The sequence below is a fragment of the Streptomyces sp. NPDC054866 genome (assembly GCF_053610745.1).
Genome location: NZ_JBSGZA010000002.1, coordinates 741,021 through 760,092, shown reverse-complemented (window position 1 = coordinate 760,092; position 19,072 = coordinate 741,021). Strand labels below are relative to the sequence as shown.

At 69.7% G+C, this 19,072-nt stretch carries 16 protein-coding genes; 5 read left to right on the top strand and 11 right to left on the bottom strand.

Going from position 1 to position 19,072, the window contains the following annotated elements; translation table 11 throughout:
- Positions 1–102: 102 nt before the first annotated feature.
- Complete coding sequence (locus ACWGI2_RS12185) at positions 103–768, top strand: pirin family protein (protein ID WP_453695119.1); 666 nt, start codon at positions 103–105, stop codon at positions 766–768.
- Positions 769–936: 168 nt separating this feature from the next.
- Here ACWGI2_RS12185 and ACWGI2_RS12180 read toward each other — a convergent pair whose 3' ends face one another.
- Entirely contained in the window at positions 937–1,752 is an 816-nt protein-coding gene (locus ACWGI2_RS12180) for a serine hydrolase domain-containing protein (RefSeq protein ID WP_453695118.1), read from the bottom strand.
- 19 nt (positions 1,753–1,771) lie between these two features.
- A complete protein-coding gene (locus tag ACWGI2_RS12175; protein ID WP_453695117.1) occupies positions 1,772–2,260 on the bottom strand; it encodes a GNAT family N-acetyltransferase in 489 nt (162 codons plus the stop codon).
- 171 nt (positions 2,261–2,431) lie between these two features.
- Between ACWGI2_RS12175 and ACWGI2_RS12170 the strand changes: the two genes are divergently transcribed.
- Positions 2,432–2,983, top strand: a complete 552-nt coding sequence (locus tag ACWGI2_RS12170) for a MerR family transcriptional regulator (RefSeq protein WP_453695736.1) — start codon at positions 2,432–2,434, stop codon at positions 2,981–2,983.
- Positions 2,984–3,175: 192 nt separating this feature from the next.
- Entirely contained in the window at positions 3,176–4,117 is a 942-nt protein-coding gene (locus tag ACWGI2_RS12165) for an aldo/keto reductase (protein ID WP_453695734.1), read from the top strand.
- An 809-nt stretch (positions 4,118–4,926) separates the two neighbouring features.
- On the opposite strand, the gene ACWGI2_RS12160 is transcribed toward ACWGI2_RS12165, so the two are convergent.
- The 7 genes from ACWGI2_RS12160 to ACWGI2_RS12130 all read right to left on the bottom strand — a co-directional run bounded on the left by ACWGI2_RS12160 (position 4,927) and on the right by ACWGI2_RS12130 (position 12,823).
- Complete coding sequence (locus ACWGI2_RS12160) at positions 4,927–6,156, bottom strand: acyltransferase family protein (RefSeq protein WP_453695116.1); 1,230 nt, start codon at positions 6,154–6,156, stop codon at positions 4,927–4,929.
- A complete protein-coding gene (locus tag ACWGI2_RS12155; protein WP_453695115.1) occupies positions 6,153–7,367 on the bottom strand; it encodes an alpha/beta hydrolase in 1,215 nt (404 codons plus the stop codon). The genes ACWGI2_RS12160 and ACWGI2_RS12155 overlap by 4 nt, the downstream gene beginning before the upstream one ends.
- A gap of 151 nt (positions 7,368–7,518) precedes the next feature.
- Positions 7,519–8,190, bottom strand: coding sequence for a response regulator (locus ACWGI2_RS12150; RefSeq protein ID WP_160504844.1), 672 nt, complete (start codon positions 8,188–8,190; stop codon positions 7,519–7,521).
- Complete coding sequence (locus tag ACWGI2_RS12145; RefSeq protein ID WP_453695114.1) at positions 8,187–9,551, bottom strand: sensor histidine kinase; 1,365 nt, start codon at positions 9,549–9,551, stop codon at positions 8,187–8,189. The genes ACWGI2_RS12150 and ACWGI2_RS12145 overlap by 4 nt, the downstream gene beginning before the upstream one ends.
- 163 nt (positions 9,552–9,714) lie before the next feature.
- Positions 9,715–10,587, bottom strand: coding sequence for a DUF4429 domain-containing protein (locus ACWGI2_RS12140; RefSeq protein ID WP_453695113.1), 873 nt, complete (start codon positions 10,585–10,587; stop codon positions 9,715–9,717).
- 75 nt (positions 10,588–10,662) lie between these two features.
- Complete coding sequence (locus ACWGI2_RS12135; protein ID WP_453695112.1) at positions 10,663–11,874, bottom strand: alpha/beta hydrolase; 1,212 nt, start codon at positions 11,872–11,874, stop codon at positions 10,663–10,665.
- Between the two features lie 244 nt (positions 11,875–12,118).
- A complete protein-coding gene (locus ACWGI2_RS12130; RefSeq protein ID WP_453695111.1) occupies positions 12,119–12,823 on the bottom strand; it encodes a TetR/AcrR family transcriptional regulator in 705 nt (234 codons plus the stop codon).
- A 116-nt stretch (positions 12,824–12,939) separates the two neighbouring features.
- Here ACWGI2_RS12130 and ACWGI2_RS12125 point away from each other — a divergent pair, with 116 nt between their 5' ends.
- Positions 12,940–14,550 carry an MFS transporter gene (locus ACWGI2_RS12125; RefSeq protein WP_453695110.1) on the top strand — a complete coding sequence of 537 codons (1,611 nt, stop codon included), beginning with the start codon at positions 12,940–12,942 and terminating at the stop codon, positions 14,548–14,550.
- 184 nt (positions 14,551–14,734) lie between these two features.
- Entirely contained in the window at positions 14,735–15,163 is a 429-nt protein-coding gene (locus ACWGI2_RS12120; protein WP_453695732.1) for a peptidase inhibitor family I36 protein, read from the top strand.
- Here ACWGI2_RS12120 and ACWGI2_RS12115 read toward each other — a convergent pair.
- Both ACWGI2_RS12115 and aceE read right to left on the bottom strand, forming a co-directional pair.
- On the bottom strand, positions 15,144–16,010 hold the full coding sequence (locus ACWGI2_RS12115; protein ID WP_453695109.1) for a potassium channel family protein: 867 nt from the start codon (positions 16,008–16,010) through the stop codon (positions 15,144–15,146). The two genes, ACWGI2_RS12120 and ACWGI2_RS12115, sit on opposite strands and share 20 nt — an antisense overlap.
- 159 nt (positions 16,011–16,169) lie before the next feature.
- The gene (gene aceE, locus ACWGI2_RS12110; RefSeq protein WP_453695108.1) at positions 16,170–18,902 is read right to left on the bottom strand and encodes a pyruvate dehydrogenase (acetyl-transferring), homodimeric type; all 2,733 of its coding nucleotides are present in this window, start codon (positions 18,900–18,902) and stop codon (positions 16,170–16,172) included.
- Positions 18,903–19,072: the final 170 nt, after the last annotated feature.

The window sequence follows — 19,072 nt, the reverse complement described above, 5'->3', positions numbered from 1 at the left end:
GATGGGCGTCCTGGCGGGCTTCGTTCGCAGAGGGTTCGGGCACGGGGACAAGACTGCCTTATCGGGACGGCGGTGTGCGGTGCCGGGTCTAACGTGGGGTGTGTGATTGATGTACGGCGCTCCGGCGACCGGTACCGCGGCGGGGAACCCGCCGCCGGTGTCGAGACCTTCCACGCCTTCTCCTTCGGGCCGCACTACGACCCGGACAACCTCCGCTTCGGCGCGATCCTGGCCTGCAACGAAGAGCGTCTCGCGCCCGGCGCGGGCTTCGACGAACACCCGCACAGCCACACCGAGATCGTGACCTGGGTGGTCGAGGGCGAACTGACGCACCGCGACACGACGGGCCACGAGTCGGTGGTGCGCCCCGGGGACGTCCAGCACCTGAGCGCGGCGGGCGGCGTCCGTCACGTGGAACGCAACGAGGGCGGAGCCCCCTTGGTCTTCGTCCAGATGTGGCTGTCCCCGCTCAGCCCTGGCGGCGACCCGTCCTACGAGGTGGTCCACGGCATCGCGGACTCCACCCCGTACGCGGTCCCGGCCGCGGGCGCCCTCCTCCACGTCCGACGCCTGACCCCAGGCGAACGCACGGCAATCCCGGACTCACCTTTCGCGTACGTCCATGTGGTACGGGGCGAGATCCGCCTGGACGACGAGGAGTTGACCCCAGGAGACGCGGCCCGGATCACGGCCGGGGAGGGGCTGGAGGCGGTGGCGGGCGACGGGGGGCCGGCGGAGCTGCTGGTGTGGGAGATGACTGGGGTGTGAGCGACCCGCCCCGTCGCTGTGGGCAGTCGTGCCGCTGGGGCGGCACGGGTGGGCACAGCGGCGGCACCCCGCCCCCGCCGGGCTGCGGAAACGCTCCTTGCGGTGACGGTGCTGCGGGGTACTGCTCAAGGCTGTGGGGCCCGCCCGCAAGGCCCGCCCGTACGCCCCTTACAGCTCGGAGAGCACCGCATCGGTGAACGGAGGCCACGCCTCAACGGCCCACGGCCCGAACGCCCGATCCGCCAGAGCGACACACGCCGCCCCCGCATCGGGATCGACCCAGAGGAACGTCCCGGCCTGCCCGAAGTGCCCAAACGTCCGGGGCGAAGAAGAACTCCCGGTCCAGTGCGGCGATTTGGAGTCCCGAATCTCGAACCCGAGCCCCCAGTCGTTGGGACTCTGATGCCCGTACCCGGGAAGCACACCCTTCAGCCCCGGATACGCCACAGACATCGCCTCGGCCACCGTCCGCGGATCAAGCAACCGCGGCGCCTGCACCTCCGCGGCGAACTTCACCAGGTCATCGACAGTGGACACCCCGTCCTTGGCGGGCGAAGCCCCTCCGTCGAGCGAGGTCGCCCCCATGCCCAACGGCTCGAGCACGGCCTGCCGCAGATACTCCCCGAAGGGAATGTCCGTCGCCTTGGCGATGTGATCCCCGAGCACCTCGAACCCCGCGTTCGAGTACAGCCGCCGCGTCCCGGCAGGCGCGGTCACCCGGTGCTCGTCGAACGCAAGCCCACTGGTGTGCGCCAGCAGATGCCGCACGGTCGACCCCTCGGGCCCAGCAGGCTCATCGAGCTCGACCGCCCCCTCTTCGTACGCCACAAGCACCGCGTACGCCGCCAGCGGTTTGGTGACCGAAGCGAGCGCGAAACGGTGCCCGGTGGGCCCGTGCGCCCCGACGACCGTGCCGTCCGCACGCACGACGGCGGCGGCAGCGGTAGGGACCGGCCAGTTCTCGATCAACGCCAGGCTCTGCATGCGTACGAGCCTAAGCGCCCTACAGGCTCAGCCGCATCGAGGGGTCGGGCTTGCGCACGAAGCCGAGCGAGGCGTACAGCGGCTCCGCCTCCGCCGACGCGTTGAGGTCGACACTCCCCGCACCACGCTCCCGGAACCAGTCGAGCAGCACCTCCATACAGGCCCGCGCATACCCACGCCGCCGCTGATCCGGATCGGTGGCGACGCTGAACACGTAACCGATGACGCCCCGCGGATTGCCCGCCCGCCCGATGCGGTAGTCCAGGCTCCCCACCACCAGCGCCGCAAGCTTCCCGGGCCGGTCCGGCCGGTCGACGACGAAGGCGGCGAAATCGCCGTCAGGATCGGCCAGTTTGTCCCGGACGACAGGAAGGGACTCGGCATGCCAGCTGATGTCGGACTCGGAGGCGGACGCTGAGCCGGTGGCGAACACCGAGTCGATCATCACCTGCCGCAGCCTGATCAGTTCCTCGGCATCCTCTGGCGTGGCGCGACGCACAAGACTCATGATCGGCACCGTAGTCACCGTATGAACCGGCGTCCTCCGATTTTCCGAGGGTTTGTCCACGTCACATATTCCCTCCCGGTTCTGCTTGCTTAGAGCGCACTCCAAGGTTCTAGCGTGGTGGTCATGACGGTGATGGAGACCGAGACCCGCACACAGGGCCCCACGCAGAGCGTGACCGAAGCGACCGCCGGTGCCGCCGGTGCCGCCGGTGCCGCCGGAGCGGCCGGAGCGGCCGGAGCGGCCGGTGCTGCCGGGAGCTCCGACAGCGCCGACAGCACCGACGGCGTTGGCGCCAGGCCTGACGCTTGCGCCTCGGCGCCCACCGCGCACCCCCGCCCGACCGGACAGGACCACTACACGATCAGCGAGGTCGTCGCCTTCATCGGCCTGACCGCGCACACCCTGCGCTGGTACGAGCGAATCGGCCTGATGCCCCACATCGACCGCTCCCACACGGGCCAGCGCCGCTACCGCAACCGCGATCTGGACTGGCTCACCTTCGTCGGCAAGCTCCGCCTCACCGGCATGCCGGTGGCGGACATGGTCCGCTACGCCGAGCTGGTGCGCGAGGGCGACCACACCTTCACCGAGCGCCACGAACTCCTCGAACAGACCCGCCGCGACGTCCGCACCCGCATAGCGGAGCTCCAGGACACGCTCGCCGTACTCGACTACAAGATCAACTTTTACGCTGACGCCCGCCCGGCGCCGGAGAGGCTCTGAACACTGATGACCGCAGAGACCCCCAAGACCCCCGAGATGCCTACGACCCCCGGGACGGCTGCGACCCCCGAGACGGTTCCGACCCCGGAGACGGCTGCGGCGACGGGGACCCCCGGGAAGACCCCCGCCCGGATCACGAAGGTGCAGCTCGGCACAGGCGGCCCCGAAGTCGGCGTCCAGGGACTCGGCTGCATGGGCATGAGCTTCGCCTACGGCCCCACCGACGCCGACGAGGCCCGCGCGACCCTGGAGCGCGCCCTCGAACTGGGCGTCACCCTCTACGACACCGCCGACGCCTATGCCGCCGGTGAGAACGAGAAGTTCCTCTCCCCCTTCCTCAAGGCACACCGCGACGAGGTCGTCCTCGCCACCAAGTTCGCCCTGGCCATCGACCCGGACGACCCGACCAAGCGGATCATCAACAACGACCCCGCCTACATTCGCGCCTGCATCGACGCCAGCCTCCAACGCCTCGGCGTGGACGTCATCGACCTCTACTACATGCACCGCCGCAACCCCCAGGTGCCGATCGAGGAAACGGTCGGCGTGATGGCCGAGCTGGTCGCCGCCGGCAAGGTCAAGCACCTCGGCCTCAGCGAGGTCACAGGACCCGAACTCCGCGCCGCCCACGCCGTCCACCCCATCGCCGCCGTCCAGTCGGAGTGGTCGCTCTTCAGCCGTGACATCGAGCAGGGCGTCGTCCCCGTCGCCGCCGAACTCGGCGTCGCCCTCGTCCCGTACTCCCCGCTCGGCCGCGGCTTCCTCACCGGCTCGTTCGTCAGCGCCGACAAGGAACTCGGCGAGGACGACTTCCGCCGCCAGCAGCCCCGCTTCACGGGCGACAACGCCGCAGCCAACGCGGCCCTCCTCGAACCCGTCCGCACCGTCGCCGAAGCCCACGGCGCGAGCCTCGGCCAGGTCGCCCTCGCCTGGGTCCAACAGCAGGCCCAGGCCCACGGCCTGGCCGTCGTCCCCATCCCCGGCACCCGCAAGCGCGCCCGCGTCGAGGAGAACACCGCGGCCACCCACCTGAATCTCACCCCCTCCGAACTCGCCCTGCTGAACCCCATCGCCGCCCAGGTAGCAGGCGACCGCTACGCCGACATGACGTTCACCTCGGCGGGCCGCGAGTAAACAGGCAACCAGCTGCCCCGCAGGCGTGACGGCCCCCGCCCCAACTGCCCACCCTGCGGCACACCTTGCGCCGCATACCCCACCCCGCGGGACCACCTGACGATCCACCCGGCGGCTCCTCGCCCCGCAGGGATCCCACCGACGGCGTGCCTGGCGCCGCCCTGCAGGGAGGCGTCTTGCTCGGCGGTGATGCCACCGGGCGGGGTGCCGGGCGACCCCCTGCGGGCCGGCTCCTTGCGCGGCGGTGGTGCTACCGGGCGGGCGCCTGGCGATCCACACTGCGGGGTGCCATCCGGGGCCCGGCATCACCTGGCGGGGCGGCTCGCACCGCAGGGTCTTCCAGGCGGGGTGCCTGGCGCCGCCCTGCGGGGAGGATCCTCGCGCGGCGGTGGCCCCACCCGGCGGGAAGCTTGGCGATACACACTGCGAGGCGGCGTCTTGCTCGGCGGTGGTCCCACTCGGCGGGGGTGCTTGGCGATCCACACTGTGGGGCGGCGTCTTGCGCGGCGGTGGCCCCCACCCGGCGGGTGTCTGGCGATCCACCCTGCGGGGCGTCTGCGCCGCAGCGGTTCCCCCGGGCGAAGCTCCGCGAGGTGCCACTGCCGCGTTGCCTGTCCTGCGCTGGCACTCTTGCCGCGCATTCCTGCTGGGCAGGAGCCCTGCTTCGTAGCCCCGGGGCGACCCTCGCCCCGCAGCCCCCGGCAGTTTCTCTGCCACGAAGCCCCCGCCCGGCGGCGCCCCGCAATGCAGCCCCCTCCACGTAGCGCTCCCGCCTCCCCCTCCTGGCAAGGACCCCGTCGCCCATTCCTTCACGCCAGCCCCAGTGCGAAGACCGCGAACCCGGCCGCCAAGAGACCGGCGAGTGCCCTTCGCGCATGCGTGGCTCGCTTCCACGGGGCCTCGAAGCCGCGGGTGTAGCGGCCTATCAGCAGCAGGAGCGATCCGAAGACCGGAAGCCAGGCGATCCGGGCGGCTATCCAGGCCCAGGTGTCCGGACCCGCCGTCAGCCCTGGCACCGTGCCGCCGAGGAACGAGCCGGGCACGGCCGCCGCGAGCATCGCCGTCTGGTGCCAGCACAGGATCGTCATCGCCGACAGGTTGATCACGACCACCGGTGCCCAAACGGCGGGCCTGCGCAGCAACTTGCCGATGCGTTCCCGCAGCAGGATCGCCGCCCCGCTCTGCGCGGCGGCCAGCGCCAGGACCAGCAGCGACGGGGGATGGGAGTTCGTCCGGGCCTCACCCGGGACGCCGACCATCGACGTCGGATAGTGGAAGACGAGCAGCAGGGCCGCGAAGAGGGCTGTCCCTCCGACGAGCAGCAGCCACCCTCCGCGCCTGGCCAGCTTCTTCACACCCCAGCTGACGCCCAGTTGATAGGCGAACATCCAGCCGGGCAGCAGATTCAACAGGCTCAGCCAGGACGGCATGGCCTCCCCGAACGGGCCGTAGCGCAGTAAGTCGACGACGGCGACCGATCCGAGCAGGGGCATCGCGGCCCAGGCGCCGAGCCGCTCGGCCGCCTTTATGCACCATGGGGTGAGCGCGGTGATCGCCGCATAGATCCCGACGAACCACAGTGGCTGTATCACCAGCGTGGACCCCGTGCGCAGAGTCGCGCCCGGCACCCCCATCGCGTACAGCACCGGGATCAGTGCGGCCCAGACAGCCGTCACTCCGAGGACCGGACGCCCGAGGCGTGCCACTCGCCCGCGCAGCCAGCGTCTCGTCGACTCGCCGCGCGCCGCCGCCCGGCGATACGACAGGACGGAGGCATAGCCGCCCACCAGGAAGAAGATGCCCAGCATCTGCAGCAACCAGCTGAGCGGCGCGAAGAATCCGAACGACGCCAGAGGGCTGGCATTGTGCAGCGCCCCGCCCGCGTCGAGCGTGAATCCGCCGAGCAGCCAATGCCCGGTCGGCACGGCGAGCAGGGCGAGCGCACGCAGCCCGTCTATGGCCCGGTCGCGATGTGCGGGTGTCTTGGCGTCGATCGCCGACGCGGTCCTGCGCAGGGTGGTCAGTGGTGTGAGGCTCATGGCCGCTCTCCGATGGGGCGGGCGTCGGCGGGCGCGCTTCCGGCGGTGCCGTCGTCCGGGATGCTGGGGGCAGTGGTCTCCGCTATGGCGGCGAAGGCCTGGAGGGAATCCGTCCCCGGGGCGAAGTAGCCGGTGTGGCCCTCGGCTCGCTCTGCGGGAACGCGTCGGGCGCCGAACCCCGGATCGGCCGGGTCCTCGCCATGGCCGAGGCCGAACAGCTCGACGTTCGGCACGTCACCGATCCAGTCGCTGTCGTCCTTGGCCGCCCACACGCGGGCGGAGGTGTGCAGATCGGCCACGCTGTCCGCGCGCATGCCGGGTGAACCGAGCACCACCAGGTCGGACGCCGGAAGTTGCGGGGCGGCCAGACCGCACACCACCGAGCCGTAGCTGTGGCAGAACACGGCGGGGCGTGGGGCGCCGGACGCCGTCAGGCCCTGTACGAACTGGGCGAGCCGTGGCGCGCCGGCCTCCGCGAGCCGCCCCGTGGCGGCGTCGGGGCCGAGGCCGACCGGGGTGGTGTACCCGGCCCAGGCCACCACGGCTGTGTCGTCGCCCGCCGTGGCGTGCAGGGAGCGGGCCATCCCGGCCGGTGTGCCGTACTGGTCCTTCGAGCGGTCGAAGGTGCTCAGGTCCATGTCGGAGCCCGGGACCACAACGGATACGTGCCGGGCGCTCGCCAAGTCTCCGTAGACCTCGGCTACTTGACCTCTGCCACGTGGGTCGAACGCGAGTATCTGCCGACCGGGGCTCAGGAGCTCTTCGTAACGCGCGACGAGAGATCGGGCCCGCTCGTGGTCCTGGAGGGTGAGGCCCGGGTCGCTCTCACGCTTCTGCTCACGGGCACGCTCGGCTTTCAGGGAGAGGGAGTTGGCCTTGAAGCGCAGAGCGGTCGGGGCGCCGTCCAGATTGCCGACGACCGAGGGGTGCCGTGCGGCCAGCCTGTGCTGCTGGGCCTCGCTCAACGAGTCGAAGAACGCGGCGACTCGGGCGGGGGAGGTCGCTGCCGGATCCGGCAGCCGAACCCCCCACGTATGGTCCGCGCGCCAGGCCTGTGTGCCCGGCGGTGGGCCCGTGAGCGGCTGCTGCTCATTTCCGACTGCCCAGCCGGTCGTGCCGGTCACGATCGTCGTCGTGAGCGCCGCGGCGATCAGCGTCCGCTTGCTGCGGGCCTTCCAGCTCCCGCGGGCTTTCCAAGAACGAAGGCGCATGGCCCGTCTCCCTCCCCATCTCGTGGCACGCTCTGGCGTGACGAGGGGAAAAGTAGGGAGACGGTGCCCTGCGGCACCTCACACTGGGGAGCCAACTCGCAGGTCGTACCGGGGTATGTGGAGCTCATACCGCGGTACGGGGGAGAGAGTTCTACTGCTCTCCGGGCGTGATCAGTCCCGACTCATAGGCGAAGATCACGGCTTGTGCACGGTCTCGCAGGTCCAACTTGGAAAGCACCTTGCCGATATGGGTCTTCACGGTCTGCTCGGCGAGGACCAAACGCTCGGCGATCTCCTGATTGGACAGACCGCGCGCGATCAGCACCAGTACCTCGGTCTCACGCGGCGTCAGGCCGTTCAGCCGCAGGGACTGGTCATTGCGCGGCCGCTGCTTGGCGAAGTCCGTGATCAGGCGTCGCGTCACCGACGGAGCGAGCAGCGCCTCGCCTGCCGCCACCACGCGTACCGCGGAGATCAGATCGGCGGGCGGGGCGTCCTTGAGGAGAAAGCCCGAGGCTCCGGCGCGCAGCGCCTCGTACACATAGTCGTCCACGTCGAAGGTGGTGAGCATCAGCACCTTCGGCACGTGCACCACCCCGGGCGGCGGGTCCAACAGGGCGCGGGCGGCGGCGAGTCCGTCCATCTCGGGCATCCGGACATCCATCAGGACGACATCGGGATGGGTGTTGCGGCTGACGTCGACGCCCTCCTTGCCGTTCCGTGCCTCGCCCACGACGTCGATGTCGCTCTGGGCCGCAAGGAGTGCGGCGAAGCCGGCCCGCACCATGTTCTGGTCATCGACGATGATCACGCGGATGGTCATGCGGTGCCGGAGTCCTTTTTGAGGAGGGGGAGTTGGGCCGCGACACGGAAACCGCCGTCGGGCAGCGGCCCGGTGTCGACCGTGCCGCCGACCAACCGTACGCGCTCGCGCATGCCGACGAGACCGTGACCTGTGCCGCTGTGCTCCAACGAGTCGGGTGTTTCCGTGGGCGGGCCGTTGACCACGAGGATCAGCAGATGCTCCTCGTCCAGGGTGACGGTGATGGTGGTGCGTGCTCCCGGAGCATGCCGCATCACGTTCGACAGGGCTTCCTGGACGATGCGGTACGCGGACAGGTCGACGGCCGGTGTGACGTCGGCCAGCTGTGTGAGCACCGACAGTTCAGGACGTGACAGATCGATCGGTACGCCTGCGCGCACCGTCGCCTCCACCAGATGCGGCAGCCTGCTGAGCCCCGGCTGCGGAGCCCTCTCGCCCGGTGCGTCCTCGCTGCGCAGCACCGCGAGCAGCCGCCGCATCTCGGTGAGGGATTCACGGGCGCTGGCCGCGATGCTCCCGAACTCCTCGCGCGCCGCGTCCGGAAGGCCGTCGAGGCGGTAGGGCGCGGAGTCGGCCTGCACCGTGATCACCGACATGTGGTGAGCGACGACGTCGTGCAACTCCCTTGCTATGCGGGCCCGTTCTTCGAGGAGGGTTCGCTGGGAGCGCTCGGCCTCGCTGATGGTCTCCTGCTCGATGAGTCTGCGCTGCGCGTCGCCACGCTCGCGCAGCAGCGCGCCCATCAGCAGCGCGACGCCGCTCAGCACGATCAGCAGCACGCTGGTGTCCTGGCTGCCGGCGTCGCGGAACGCACCGAGGACGAGGCTCACGACGACGGTGACCAGCCAGATCCCCAGGAGGGTGCGGCGGCTCTCGCGCAGGGACAGCAGGAGGCACACGACCACGTACCCCACGATGATCATGGCTGTCCAGGGGACGGGGCGGTCGTCGCCCATGGACAGCGTCACGATCGCCCCGATGACATCCGCGACGATGACGATGCACCAGGCGGCCAGGGGGCGGCTGATGGCCAGCAGCAGCGGCGCGGCCTGCGCGACGCCCAATGCGCCCGCCAGGCCGCCGTTCACCCCATAGTCGTTCGCCAGCACCTGGGTGGTGACCGGGATGAGTGCCGCGACGAAGCCCAGCGCGATGATCAAGGGAAGCAGCCGCATCCAGCGCTTGGGCGCCCGGGCGAGGAGCGGCTCGGCCCGCCCCACGGGTGTGGAGAGGAAGGCCCCTGCTCTGCCGAGCCCCTCGCGGACGCCCGCCGTCGCACGCTGAAGGGTGACCCCGCGCCCGTCCGGCTCGGAGGCCGGTGGGCGGGGGTCCTGGTCCGGTGGTGTCGATGCGCTGCTCATGGCCTGATCAGCGTAGGCATGAAGCACGGCCTGCGGCGTCGTACCGCGGAGCTGACCTGCCCCTCATACCCCGGTACGAACCTGGCTTCCCTCGATACCCAGGTATGACCCGAGGCGGGGCGGGGCCGGGGACTCGGGACCGGTGGCCCGGGTCCCCGCCGGGTCACAGCTCCGCGAGCAGCTCGGCCTTCTTCGTCGTGAATTCCTCGTCCGTGAGCAGACCGGCCTGATGCAGCTCGCCGAGGTGCCGGATGCGCTCCGCGATGTCGGCCGGGTCGCGACGGGCCACCGGAGCGTCGCCGGGGACCGTGCCGGGCGTCAGGGCCGGGCCCGATGCCCGCACGGCGGCGAGCACCGACGCCGCGAACGGCAGCGACTCGTGCACCGGCCCGTACCCGAGACCGAAGACGACAGCCGCGGGATCCTGGTCCGCCTGCGCGGGCTGGGCGAGCGGAGTCTCACGGCGCAGGAGCCGCAGATGGCCCTCGAAGACCTCCGGCGAGCGCCACTCGACGCCGCTCAGGTCCGTCACCAGGAAGCTCTGGTCGCCGGCTTTCCACTTCGCGGACGAAGCGCCCGTCCAGAACCACCGGAAGGCCACTGACTTGCCGTCGAAGGACGCCTTGCCGTCGTACGCCTTGAACTGCAACGGAGTCTCCGGCGGGGCCACCAGATAGCGGTCCGGAGGTCCGCAGTCGCCCTCTGTGAGCTGGGCCCGCAGCTCGTCCGCGTAGTACTCGGCGAGCGTCTCCCGCTCGGCGGGCAGCACGAGTCGATACGGGTCACAGCCGTCCTTGAGCTGACCCGCGGCCACCTCCATCAGCGGATCGGCGCCCGGTCTCGGCACGGCGTGCAGGACGACCGTCCCGCGCTTGCCGGGAGTAAGTGTCACCGCCGCGATCGCCTCGTGGGGGATGCGGCGTTCGCCGAGCGCCTGAAGGAGCTTCGGCGTGCGGATCCCCCGTTCGAAGCGGATGAGCACGGAGTCGGACTCGAACTCCCAGGCGGCATGAAATCCGGCCAGTACGTCACCCATGCGGCTCATCGTAGGCGGCACGCGCGCCTCCGTCCCTCCTGCGGCGTGCCGCTGTTTTGTCGATTTCTACGCGCGTCAGGCCACTGCCGTGCCGGAAAATTCCTTCCGGCACGCGTCATCCCCGCTCGCGCACCGCACCGAGCGGTACGAACCAATGCCGATGTCGGCGAAGTTCCTGAGGCTCTCCGTGCCCGGCTCGAAATAGCCGGTGTGGCCGATGGCGCCCCGTGCGGACAGCACGCGCGCGCCGAAGTCCCGGGAGACGGGATCGGCACCGTGGCCCAACCCGCCGACCTCCATGTTTGGCACATCCTGGATCCAGTCGTCGCCGTCCCTTGTGGCCCAGATCCGGGCACCTGTGCCCAGCTGCGCCGCCGTGTCCGCGCGCATGCCGGGGCTGCCCGCGACCGCGATGTCGGAGACGCGGGAGGGCAGCTGCCGCGCGGCGACCCCACACACCACCGAGCCGTAACTGTGGCAGTACAGCGCGACCGGCGAGTGGCCCGGCAGACTGCGGACCAGAGAATTGAGCCGGATCGCGCCCTCATCCGCGCGCATGGACGTGGCCGCGTCCACGCCGAGGCCGACAGGCGCGGTGTAGTCGGCCCAGGCGATCACGGCGGTACGCGCGCGTGGGCTCGCCGAGTGCTCCGCGCCGTACAGCGCCTTGGCCATGCCGACAGGCGCCGAGTACTTGCGGTTCGTCCGCTCGAACGTCAGCAGGTTCGTGTCCACCCCGGGCACCACGACCGACACCCTGGAAGCCCGGTCGAGGTCTCCGAAGACCTCGGCGATACGACCCGACCCCATGGGATCGAAGGACAGGACCTGCCGCCCCGGGTGCATCATCACGCCGAAGCGCTTCATTCTGCGCTCCGCCTCCTGTTGCCCGAGAGGGGAGAGCCGGTTGTCGTGCATGCGCTGTCGCTCGGTCTTGCGCGCTTGGTCCAGGGCGATGCGGTTCGCGCGATATCGCAGCTCTACGGGGGCACCGTTCATGTTGCCGACCGCTAGGGGGTAGCGGGTGGCGAGTCGGGTGCGCTGCTGCGCGCTGAGCGACGTGAAGAAATGAGCGAGCTTGCCGGCCGGGGCACTGGCGTCGGGCAGGGCCCGTCCGCTGATGTGCCCGCGCTCCCAGGCGGAGAGCGAGGCCGCGAGCGGCGATGCGGCGTCCTTGTGGTGGCGCACCGCGGTCCAGCCCGTGGTCGCCAGCATGACGAACACGACGGCGAGCGCGAGCAGTGCGCGCCAGGCGCTGAGTTGAGGGGAGGAGTCGAAGGAAGTCACTACGGAACACCCTAGGAGAATCGTGATGCCTACCGTGCACCGGGTGAGGCAGATCACGTTTCCTGTGGGGTAATTGAGGCAAAGCGGGCGCGCTTTGAGCGTTTCCGTCACGCTCCGTAGGCGCCGTGTGCGCGCAGTGCGCCCGGGGTCGCCACTACTGACGGTGCATCAATCAGTCACTCAACGTGTTGATTTGTTCGATGGGTCGACCCATCGCGTGACCCGACTCGGAGTGAGCGCACCGTCACTCCGCACGCCAGTTCTCCGCCAACGCGGGTCCCAGGTGGTCGAGATATGACTCGGTGATCGCGCGGATCGACTCCACGCTCGAGTCCTCGCCCGCACCCCACAGCCGCCCGGTCACGCGCATCACTCCACTGAAGGCGGCCACCACCACGCGCGGTCGGGGGTCCGTGTCCAGGTCGAGCCCCTCACGCTCGGCGATCACGCGCGCGATCTCTTCCTCCATCTCGATGGACCGGCGCAGGTGGGCGGCGAGCAAGGAAGGGGTGGACTCGATCATCTGGTAGGTCCGCATGTGGAGTTCGACCGGGACGACCTCCTCGATGGAGCGGCCCATCGCGTCCCAGGCCCCGATTACGGCCCCACGCAGGGCCGCGAACGGAGCTTCGTCGGCAGGGCGTTCGCGCAGCGTCTCCACGAACCGCTGCTCCACCATCTCCTGCACGGCGAAGGCGGTCTCCTGCTTGTTGGTGAAGTACCGGAAGAACGTGCGCTGAGAGACGTCGACGGCTTCGGCGATCTCGTCGACCGTCGTCTCCTCGAACCCCTTGGTCGTGAAGAGCTCGAGCGCCGCGCGCAGGAGCGCGTCACGGGTGCGCTGCTTCTTGCGCTCGCGCAGTCCGGGCCGAGAGGGCTCACCGGAGATGTCTCCGGAGGTCTCGGCCTGCGGTTTCGCGGGGTCCGCCGCTCGCTGCTCGGTCCTCACGCCATGGCCCTCTTTCCACCGTTCTGACCAGCTCACCATACCTGTGAGCTACGTGACAGTTACCGACTTGTGAAATGGTTTGTCAACTGTCAGCGACTGACACTAGCCTCGAACGCATGACTAGTCAGATCACCGTCGACAAGGCGGACAAGGCGCCGGAGCCGTCGTCCGCTCCGGCCCCGGCCAAGGGGCTCCGCGGCCACCCTTGGCTGACGCTCTTCTCCGTCGCGATCGGCGTGATGATGGTCGCCCTGGACGGCACCATCGTCGCGATCGCCAACCCGGCCATCGCGAAAGACCTCGGCACCACCATGGCCGGTGTCCAGTGGATCACCAACGGCTACCTTCTCGCGCTCGCCGTCGCGCTGATCACCGCCGGCAAGCTCGGTGACCGGTTCGGTCACCGGCAGACCTTCCTGATAGGCGTGGCGGGCTTCGCCGTCGCCTCGGGTGCCATCGGCTTCTCCAGCAGCGTCGGCCTGGTTGTCGCCTTCCGTGTGCTCCAGGGCCTCTTCGGAGCCCTCCTGATGCCGGCAGCGCTCGGCCTCCTGCGCGCCACCTTCCCCGCCGAGAAGCTGAACATGGCGATCGGCATCTGGGGCATGGTCATCGGCGCCTCGACCGCGGGCGGCCCCATCGTCGGCGGTCTGCTCGTCGAGCACGTCAGCTGGCAGTCGGTGTTCTTCATCAACGTGCCGGTGGGCGTCATTGCCCTCGTCCTCGGCCTGGCGATCCTCAAGGACCACCGCGCGGAGAACGCGCCGAAGTCCTTCGACATCCCCGGCATCGTCCTGCTGTCGGGCGGCATGTTCGCGCTGATCCTGGCCCTCATCAAGGGCTCGGAGTGGGGTTGGGGCGGATCCAGGACGCTGCTCTTCCTCGCCGGTGCGGTGGTTCTCTTCGCGCTCTTCGCCTTCTGGGAGACGAAGGTCAAGGAACCGCTCATCCCGCTGGGCATGTTCAGGTCCATCCCGCTGTCCGCGGGCACGGTCCTGATGGTGCTGATGGCCTTCGCCTTCATGGGCGGCCTGTTCTTCGTCACGTTCTATCTGCAGAACGTGCACGGCATGAGCCCGGTCGACAGCGGACTGCACCTCCTGCCACTGACGGCCATGATGATCGTGGCCTCGCCGATCGCCGGCGCGCTCATCACCAAGTTCGGCCCGCGCGTCCCGCTCGTCGGCGGCATGGTGGCCACGGCCATCGCGATGTTCGGCATGTCCACGATGACGACGGACACCGCGACGCTGCCGATGTCGCTCTGGCTCGGCCTGCTCGGCCTTGGCCTCGCACCCGTGATGGTGGGAGCCACCGAGGTCATCGTCGGCAACGCCCCGCTGGAGCTGTCCGGCGTGGCGGGCGGTCTGCAGCAGGCCGGCATGCAGGTCGGCGGCGCGCTCGGCACGGCGGTACTCGGCGCGGTGATGGCCGCCCGGGTCGACGAAGACCTCCCCGCGAACTGGGCGGACGCCAAGCTTCCGCCCATGACGCCGGACCAGCTCGACCAGGCGTCCGCCGTCGTCGAGATGGGCGGAGCCCCGGTCCCGCCGAAGGCGCCCGAGCCGGTCGCCGAAGCGATCACCTCGGTCGCGCATGACACATTCGTGTCCGGCATGGGCCTGGCCTTCACCGTCGCCGGTGTCGTCGCGGTCATCGCGGCCCTGGTCGCCACGTTGACCAAGCGAGGCACCAACGCCGACGCGGGCGCCGGAGTCGGACACATCTAGCCACGCTCGCGCACATCTGGCCGCGCTCGCGCCGGTCGCGCTCGCGCATCAGGGAAAGCCCCTCAGGGTTCAACTGGGGGGTTTTCGCCTATCTGGGTGACGCACATCCGTACCCCTTCCGATGGAGCTGGCGAGTGGGTCACAGTTCTGGCAAGTGATCGACACGACACGGGAGTTGAAGCAGATGCGTACGACCATGCCCACGTCCTTCGCCGCGGCCGCGCTCGCCACGGTGATCCTCACCCCCGCACAGGCCGGTGCCACGGCATCGTCCACACACGCCGATCTCGCGACACCCGTGAAGCACGCCGGGGCATCCGCGCCACCCAGGCTCGCCGGTTGCGGGCCGGGGGAGCTCTGTCTATGGGGAAAGGCGGAGTTCAAAGGCGCCCGACAGACGTACGAGCTGTCCGAGATCGACATCGAGAGCTGTGTAGCGCTGCCGGAGGGGGGCAGCGCTCAAGCACTCGCCAATCGCACGGGCCGGCCGGTCACCACGTATCAATCCGCGGAGTGTGCCGAGACCGGCGAGTTCGACACATACCCAGGGGGTGGCAGCTGGGTCCCCGAATCGCCCTACCGCGTCCGGGCGTTCAAGGTCTGGGAGAACTGACCGGAGGGACGTCAGGACCATCCGCGGCCGGCGCCGGCCGCGGAACCTCCGCCGCACCGGGCACCGCCCCAGCCGCACCCATCCCTGCTCCCGCCGCCACGGCAGGCACCGCCCCGCCCGACAGCGCGGTCACCTGTGCCCGTAGCGCTCGCACCTCCGTCGTCAGAGCCTCGATCGCCGCCGTCTGGCGCCGCTCCTCGACGTCGTCCCGGTCGAAGCGCGAGATGAACCAGGCCGCGATATTGGCGGTGACCACACCCAGGAGCGCGATGCCCGACAGCATCAGGCCGACCGCAAGCACGCGGCCGAGCCCGGTCGTCGGCGCGTGATCGCCGTAGCCGACGGTGGTCATCGTGGTGAAGGACCACCACACCGCGTCGCCAAGGGTCTTGATATTGCCGTTCGGTGACTCCCGCTCCACCGAAAGGACTGCCAGCGAACCGAACATGAGGAGGCCCACGACAGCCCCGGCGACATACGTCGTCAGCTGAATCTGAGATGCCATCCGGGCCCGGCGCCCGACCAGCAGCAGAGTCGAGACCAGCCGCAGCAGCCGCAGCGGCTGCAACATCGGAAGGAGGACAGCACCGAGGTCGAGCCAGTGCGAGCGGACGAACTGCTTGCGATGGTCGGTGAGGTAGAGACGTACGAGATAGTCCGCGGCGAACGAACCCCAGACGATCCACTCCACCACGGTGCACGTGGTTCCGACGCTCTTGCTCGCGTCGGGCACCACGATGGGCACGGCGTAGGCGACGGCGAAGGCCACCGCGAGCGCGAGGAGCGGACGTTGGGTGCGTCGCTCCCAACGGAGCTGTGCCGGTTGGTGCTTTATGGGCGCTTCCATGCGCGCATCGTAGGAAACGCCGGAGGGCGGCGGGAGCCTCCGCCCCACCACCCTCCGAACGACCTACGTGCTACAGGGCACCCTTGCACCATGAGTGCTCGCCAGTAGCTGCACCGCTGGCGGTGCACCCCGGGCGCTCCACCCCCGGCGCCGCACCGCCTAGGCGTCGCCCCCAGCGGCGCCCGGGTCGGCCGCCGTGACGTCGAGCAGCTGGTAGCGGTCGATGGCCTGCTTCAGTACGGAGCGGTCGAGCTTGCCCTCGCGGGCCAGCTCGGTGAGCACGCCGACCACGATCGACTGCGCGTCGATGTGGAAGAAGCGGCGGGCAGCGCCGCGGGTGTCCGCGAAGCCGAAGCCGTCAGCACCCAGGGACTGGTACGTGCCGGGGACCCAGCGGGAGATCTGGTCGGGGACACTCCGCATCCAGTCGGAGACGGCCACGAACGGGCCCTCGGCGCCGGACAGCTTCTGCGTCACGTACGGGGTGCGCTGCTCCTCCTCGGGGTGCAGGAGGTTGTGGCGCTCCACGTCGACCGCCTCGCGGCGCAGTTCATTCCAGGAGGTCGCCGACCAGACGTCCGCCTTGACGTTCCACTCCGAAGCGAGGATCTGCTGGGCCTCGACCGCCCATGGCACCGCGACACCGGAGGCGAGGATCTGCGCCGGGATGGCGCCCTGCTCGCCCGCCTTGAAGCGGTAGATGCCCTTGAGGATGCCGTCGACGTCCACATCGGCGGGCTCGGCCGGGTGCTGGATCGGCTCGTTGTAGACGGTGAGGTAGTAGAAGACGTCCTCGCTGTCGGGGCCGTACATCCGGCGCAGGCCGTCCTTGACGATGTGCGCGATCTCGTAGCCGAAGGCCGGGTCGTAGGCGACGCAGCCCGGGTTGGTCGAGGCGAGCAGCTGCGAGTGGCCGTCCGCGTGCTGGAGCCCCTCGCCGGTCAGCGTCGTACGGCCGGCGGTGGCGCCGAGGACGAAGCCGCGGGCCAACTGGTCGGCCATCTGCCAGAACTGGTCGCCGGTGCGCTGGAAACCGAACATCGAGTAGAAGACGTACACCGGGATCAGCGGTTCGCCGTGGGTGGCGTAGGCCGAGCCCGCGGCGATCAGGGAGGCCGTGCAGCCGGCCTCGGAGATGCCGTCGTGCAGCATCTGACCGGTCGGGGACTCCTTGTAGGCGAGGAGCAGTTCGCGGTCGACGGCCTCGTACTGCTGGCCGAGCGGGTTGTAGATCTTCGCGCTCGGGAAGAAGGCGTCCATGCCGAAGGTGCGGTACTCGTCGGGGGCGATCAGCACGAAGCGCTTGCCGATCTCCTTGTCCCGCATGAGGTCCTTCAGGATGCGGACGAACGCCATGGTGGTGGCGATCGACTGCTGGCCCGAGCCCTTCTTCGCGGCCGCGTACGCCTTCTCCTCGGGGAGCGGGAGCGGCTTCGAGCGGACCACGCGGGTCGGGACATAACCGCCGAGGCCCTGGCGGCGGTCGTGCATGTACTGGATCTCTTCCGAGTCACGGCCCGGGTGGTAGTACGGCGGGGCGCCGTCCTCCAGCTGCTTGTCCGTGATCGGGATGTGCAGGCGGTCGCGGAAGCCCTTGAGGTCGTCGACCGTCAGCTTCTTCATCTGGTGGGTGGCGTTGCGGCCCTCGAAGTTCGGGCCGAGCGTCCAGCCCTTGACCGTCTGCGCCAGGATGACGGTCGGCTGGCCCTTGTGGGCCTTGGCGGCCGCGTACGCCGCGTAGACCTTCTTGTGGTCGTGGCCGCCGCGGCCCAGGTGCAGGATCTGCTCGTCGGTCATGTTCTCGACCATGGAGCGCAGGCGGTGGTCGTCGCCGAAGAAGTGGTCGCGGATGTATGCGCCGGTCTCGGTCGCGTACGTCTGGAACTGGCCGTCGGGCGTCGTGTTGAGCCGGTTGACCAGGACGCCGTCGCGGTCCTGTGCGAGCAGCGGGTCCCAACTGCGGTCCCAGACCAGCTTGATGACGTTCCAGCCAGCACCGCGGAACTGCGACTCGAGCTCCTGGATGATCTTGCCGTTGCCGCGCACCGGGCCGTCGAGGCGCTGGAGGTTGCAGTTGACGACGAAGGTCAGGTTGTCCAGGCCCTCGCGGGCGGCGATGGAGAGCTGGCCGAGCGACTCGGGCTCGTCCATCTCGCCGTCGCCGAGGTAGGCCCAGACGTGCGACTTGGAGGTGTCGGCGATACCGCGCGCCTCCATGTAGCGGTTCATCCGCGCCTGGAAGATCGCGCCGAGCGGGCCGAGGCCCATCGAGACGGTCGGGAACTCCCAGAAGTCCGGCATCAGCCGCGGGTGCGGGTAGGACGAAAGTCCGTTCGGAGCCTTCGACTTCTCCTGGCGGAACGCGTCGAGCTGCTGCTCGGAGAGCCGGTCGAGGAGGAACGCGCGGGCGTAGATGCCGGGGGACGCGTGCCCCTGGAAGAAGATCTGGTCGCCGCCGTCGCCCTCGTCCTTGCCGCGGAAGAAGTGGTTGAAGCCCACGTCGTAGAGCGAGGCCGATGAGGCGAAGGTGGCGATGTGACCGCCGACCCCGATGCCGGGGCGCTGGGCGCGCGACACCATCACGGCGGCGTTCCAGCGGGTCGCGTTCAGGACCTTGCGCTCGATCTCCTCGTTGCCGGGGAAGAACGGCTCGTCCTTGGTGGCGATCGTGTTGACGTAGTCCGTGCTGCGCATCTCGGGGACGGCGACACGCTTCTCGCGCGCGCGTTCGATAAGCCGGAGCATCAGGTAGCGGGCCCGCTCGCGGCCGCGTTCATCGACCGCGGCATCGAGGGAGTCGAGCCACTCCTGGGTCTCTTCGGGATCGAAGTCCGGGACCTGACTCGGCAGGCCGCCAATGATGATCGGGTTGCGATCGGATCCGGAAGCCACGCTGTTCCTTCGCTGTTGGGGCTTTCGCCTGGGTTCTGCCTGGCTGTGAGACGTTCCCCATCGTGTACCGCGTAGGCGGAATCGTCATCTCTACTGAGAGGTAACCGAGGGGTCCGCCCGGCGGCCCTGGGGTAGGCTCGACCAAATCGCAACGATACGCCCATCCCGCC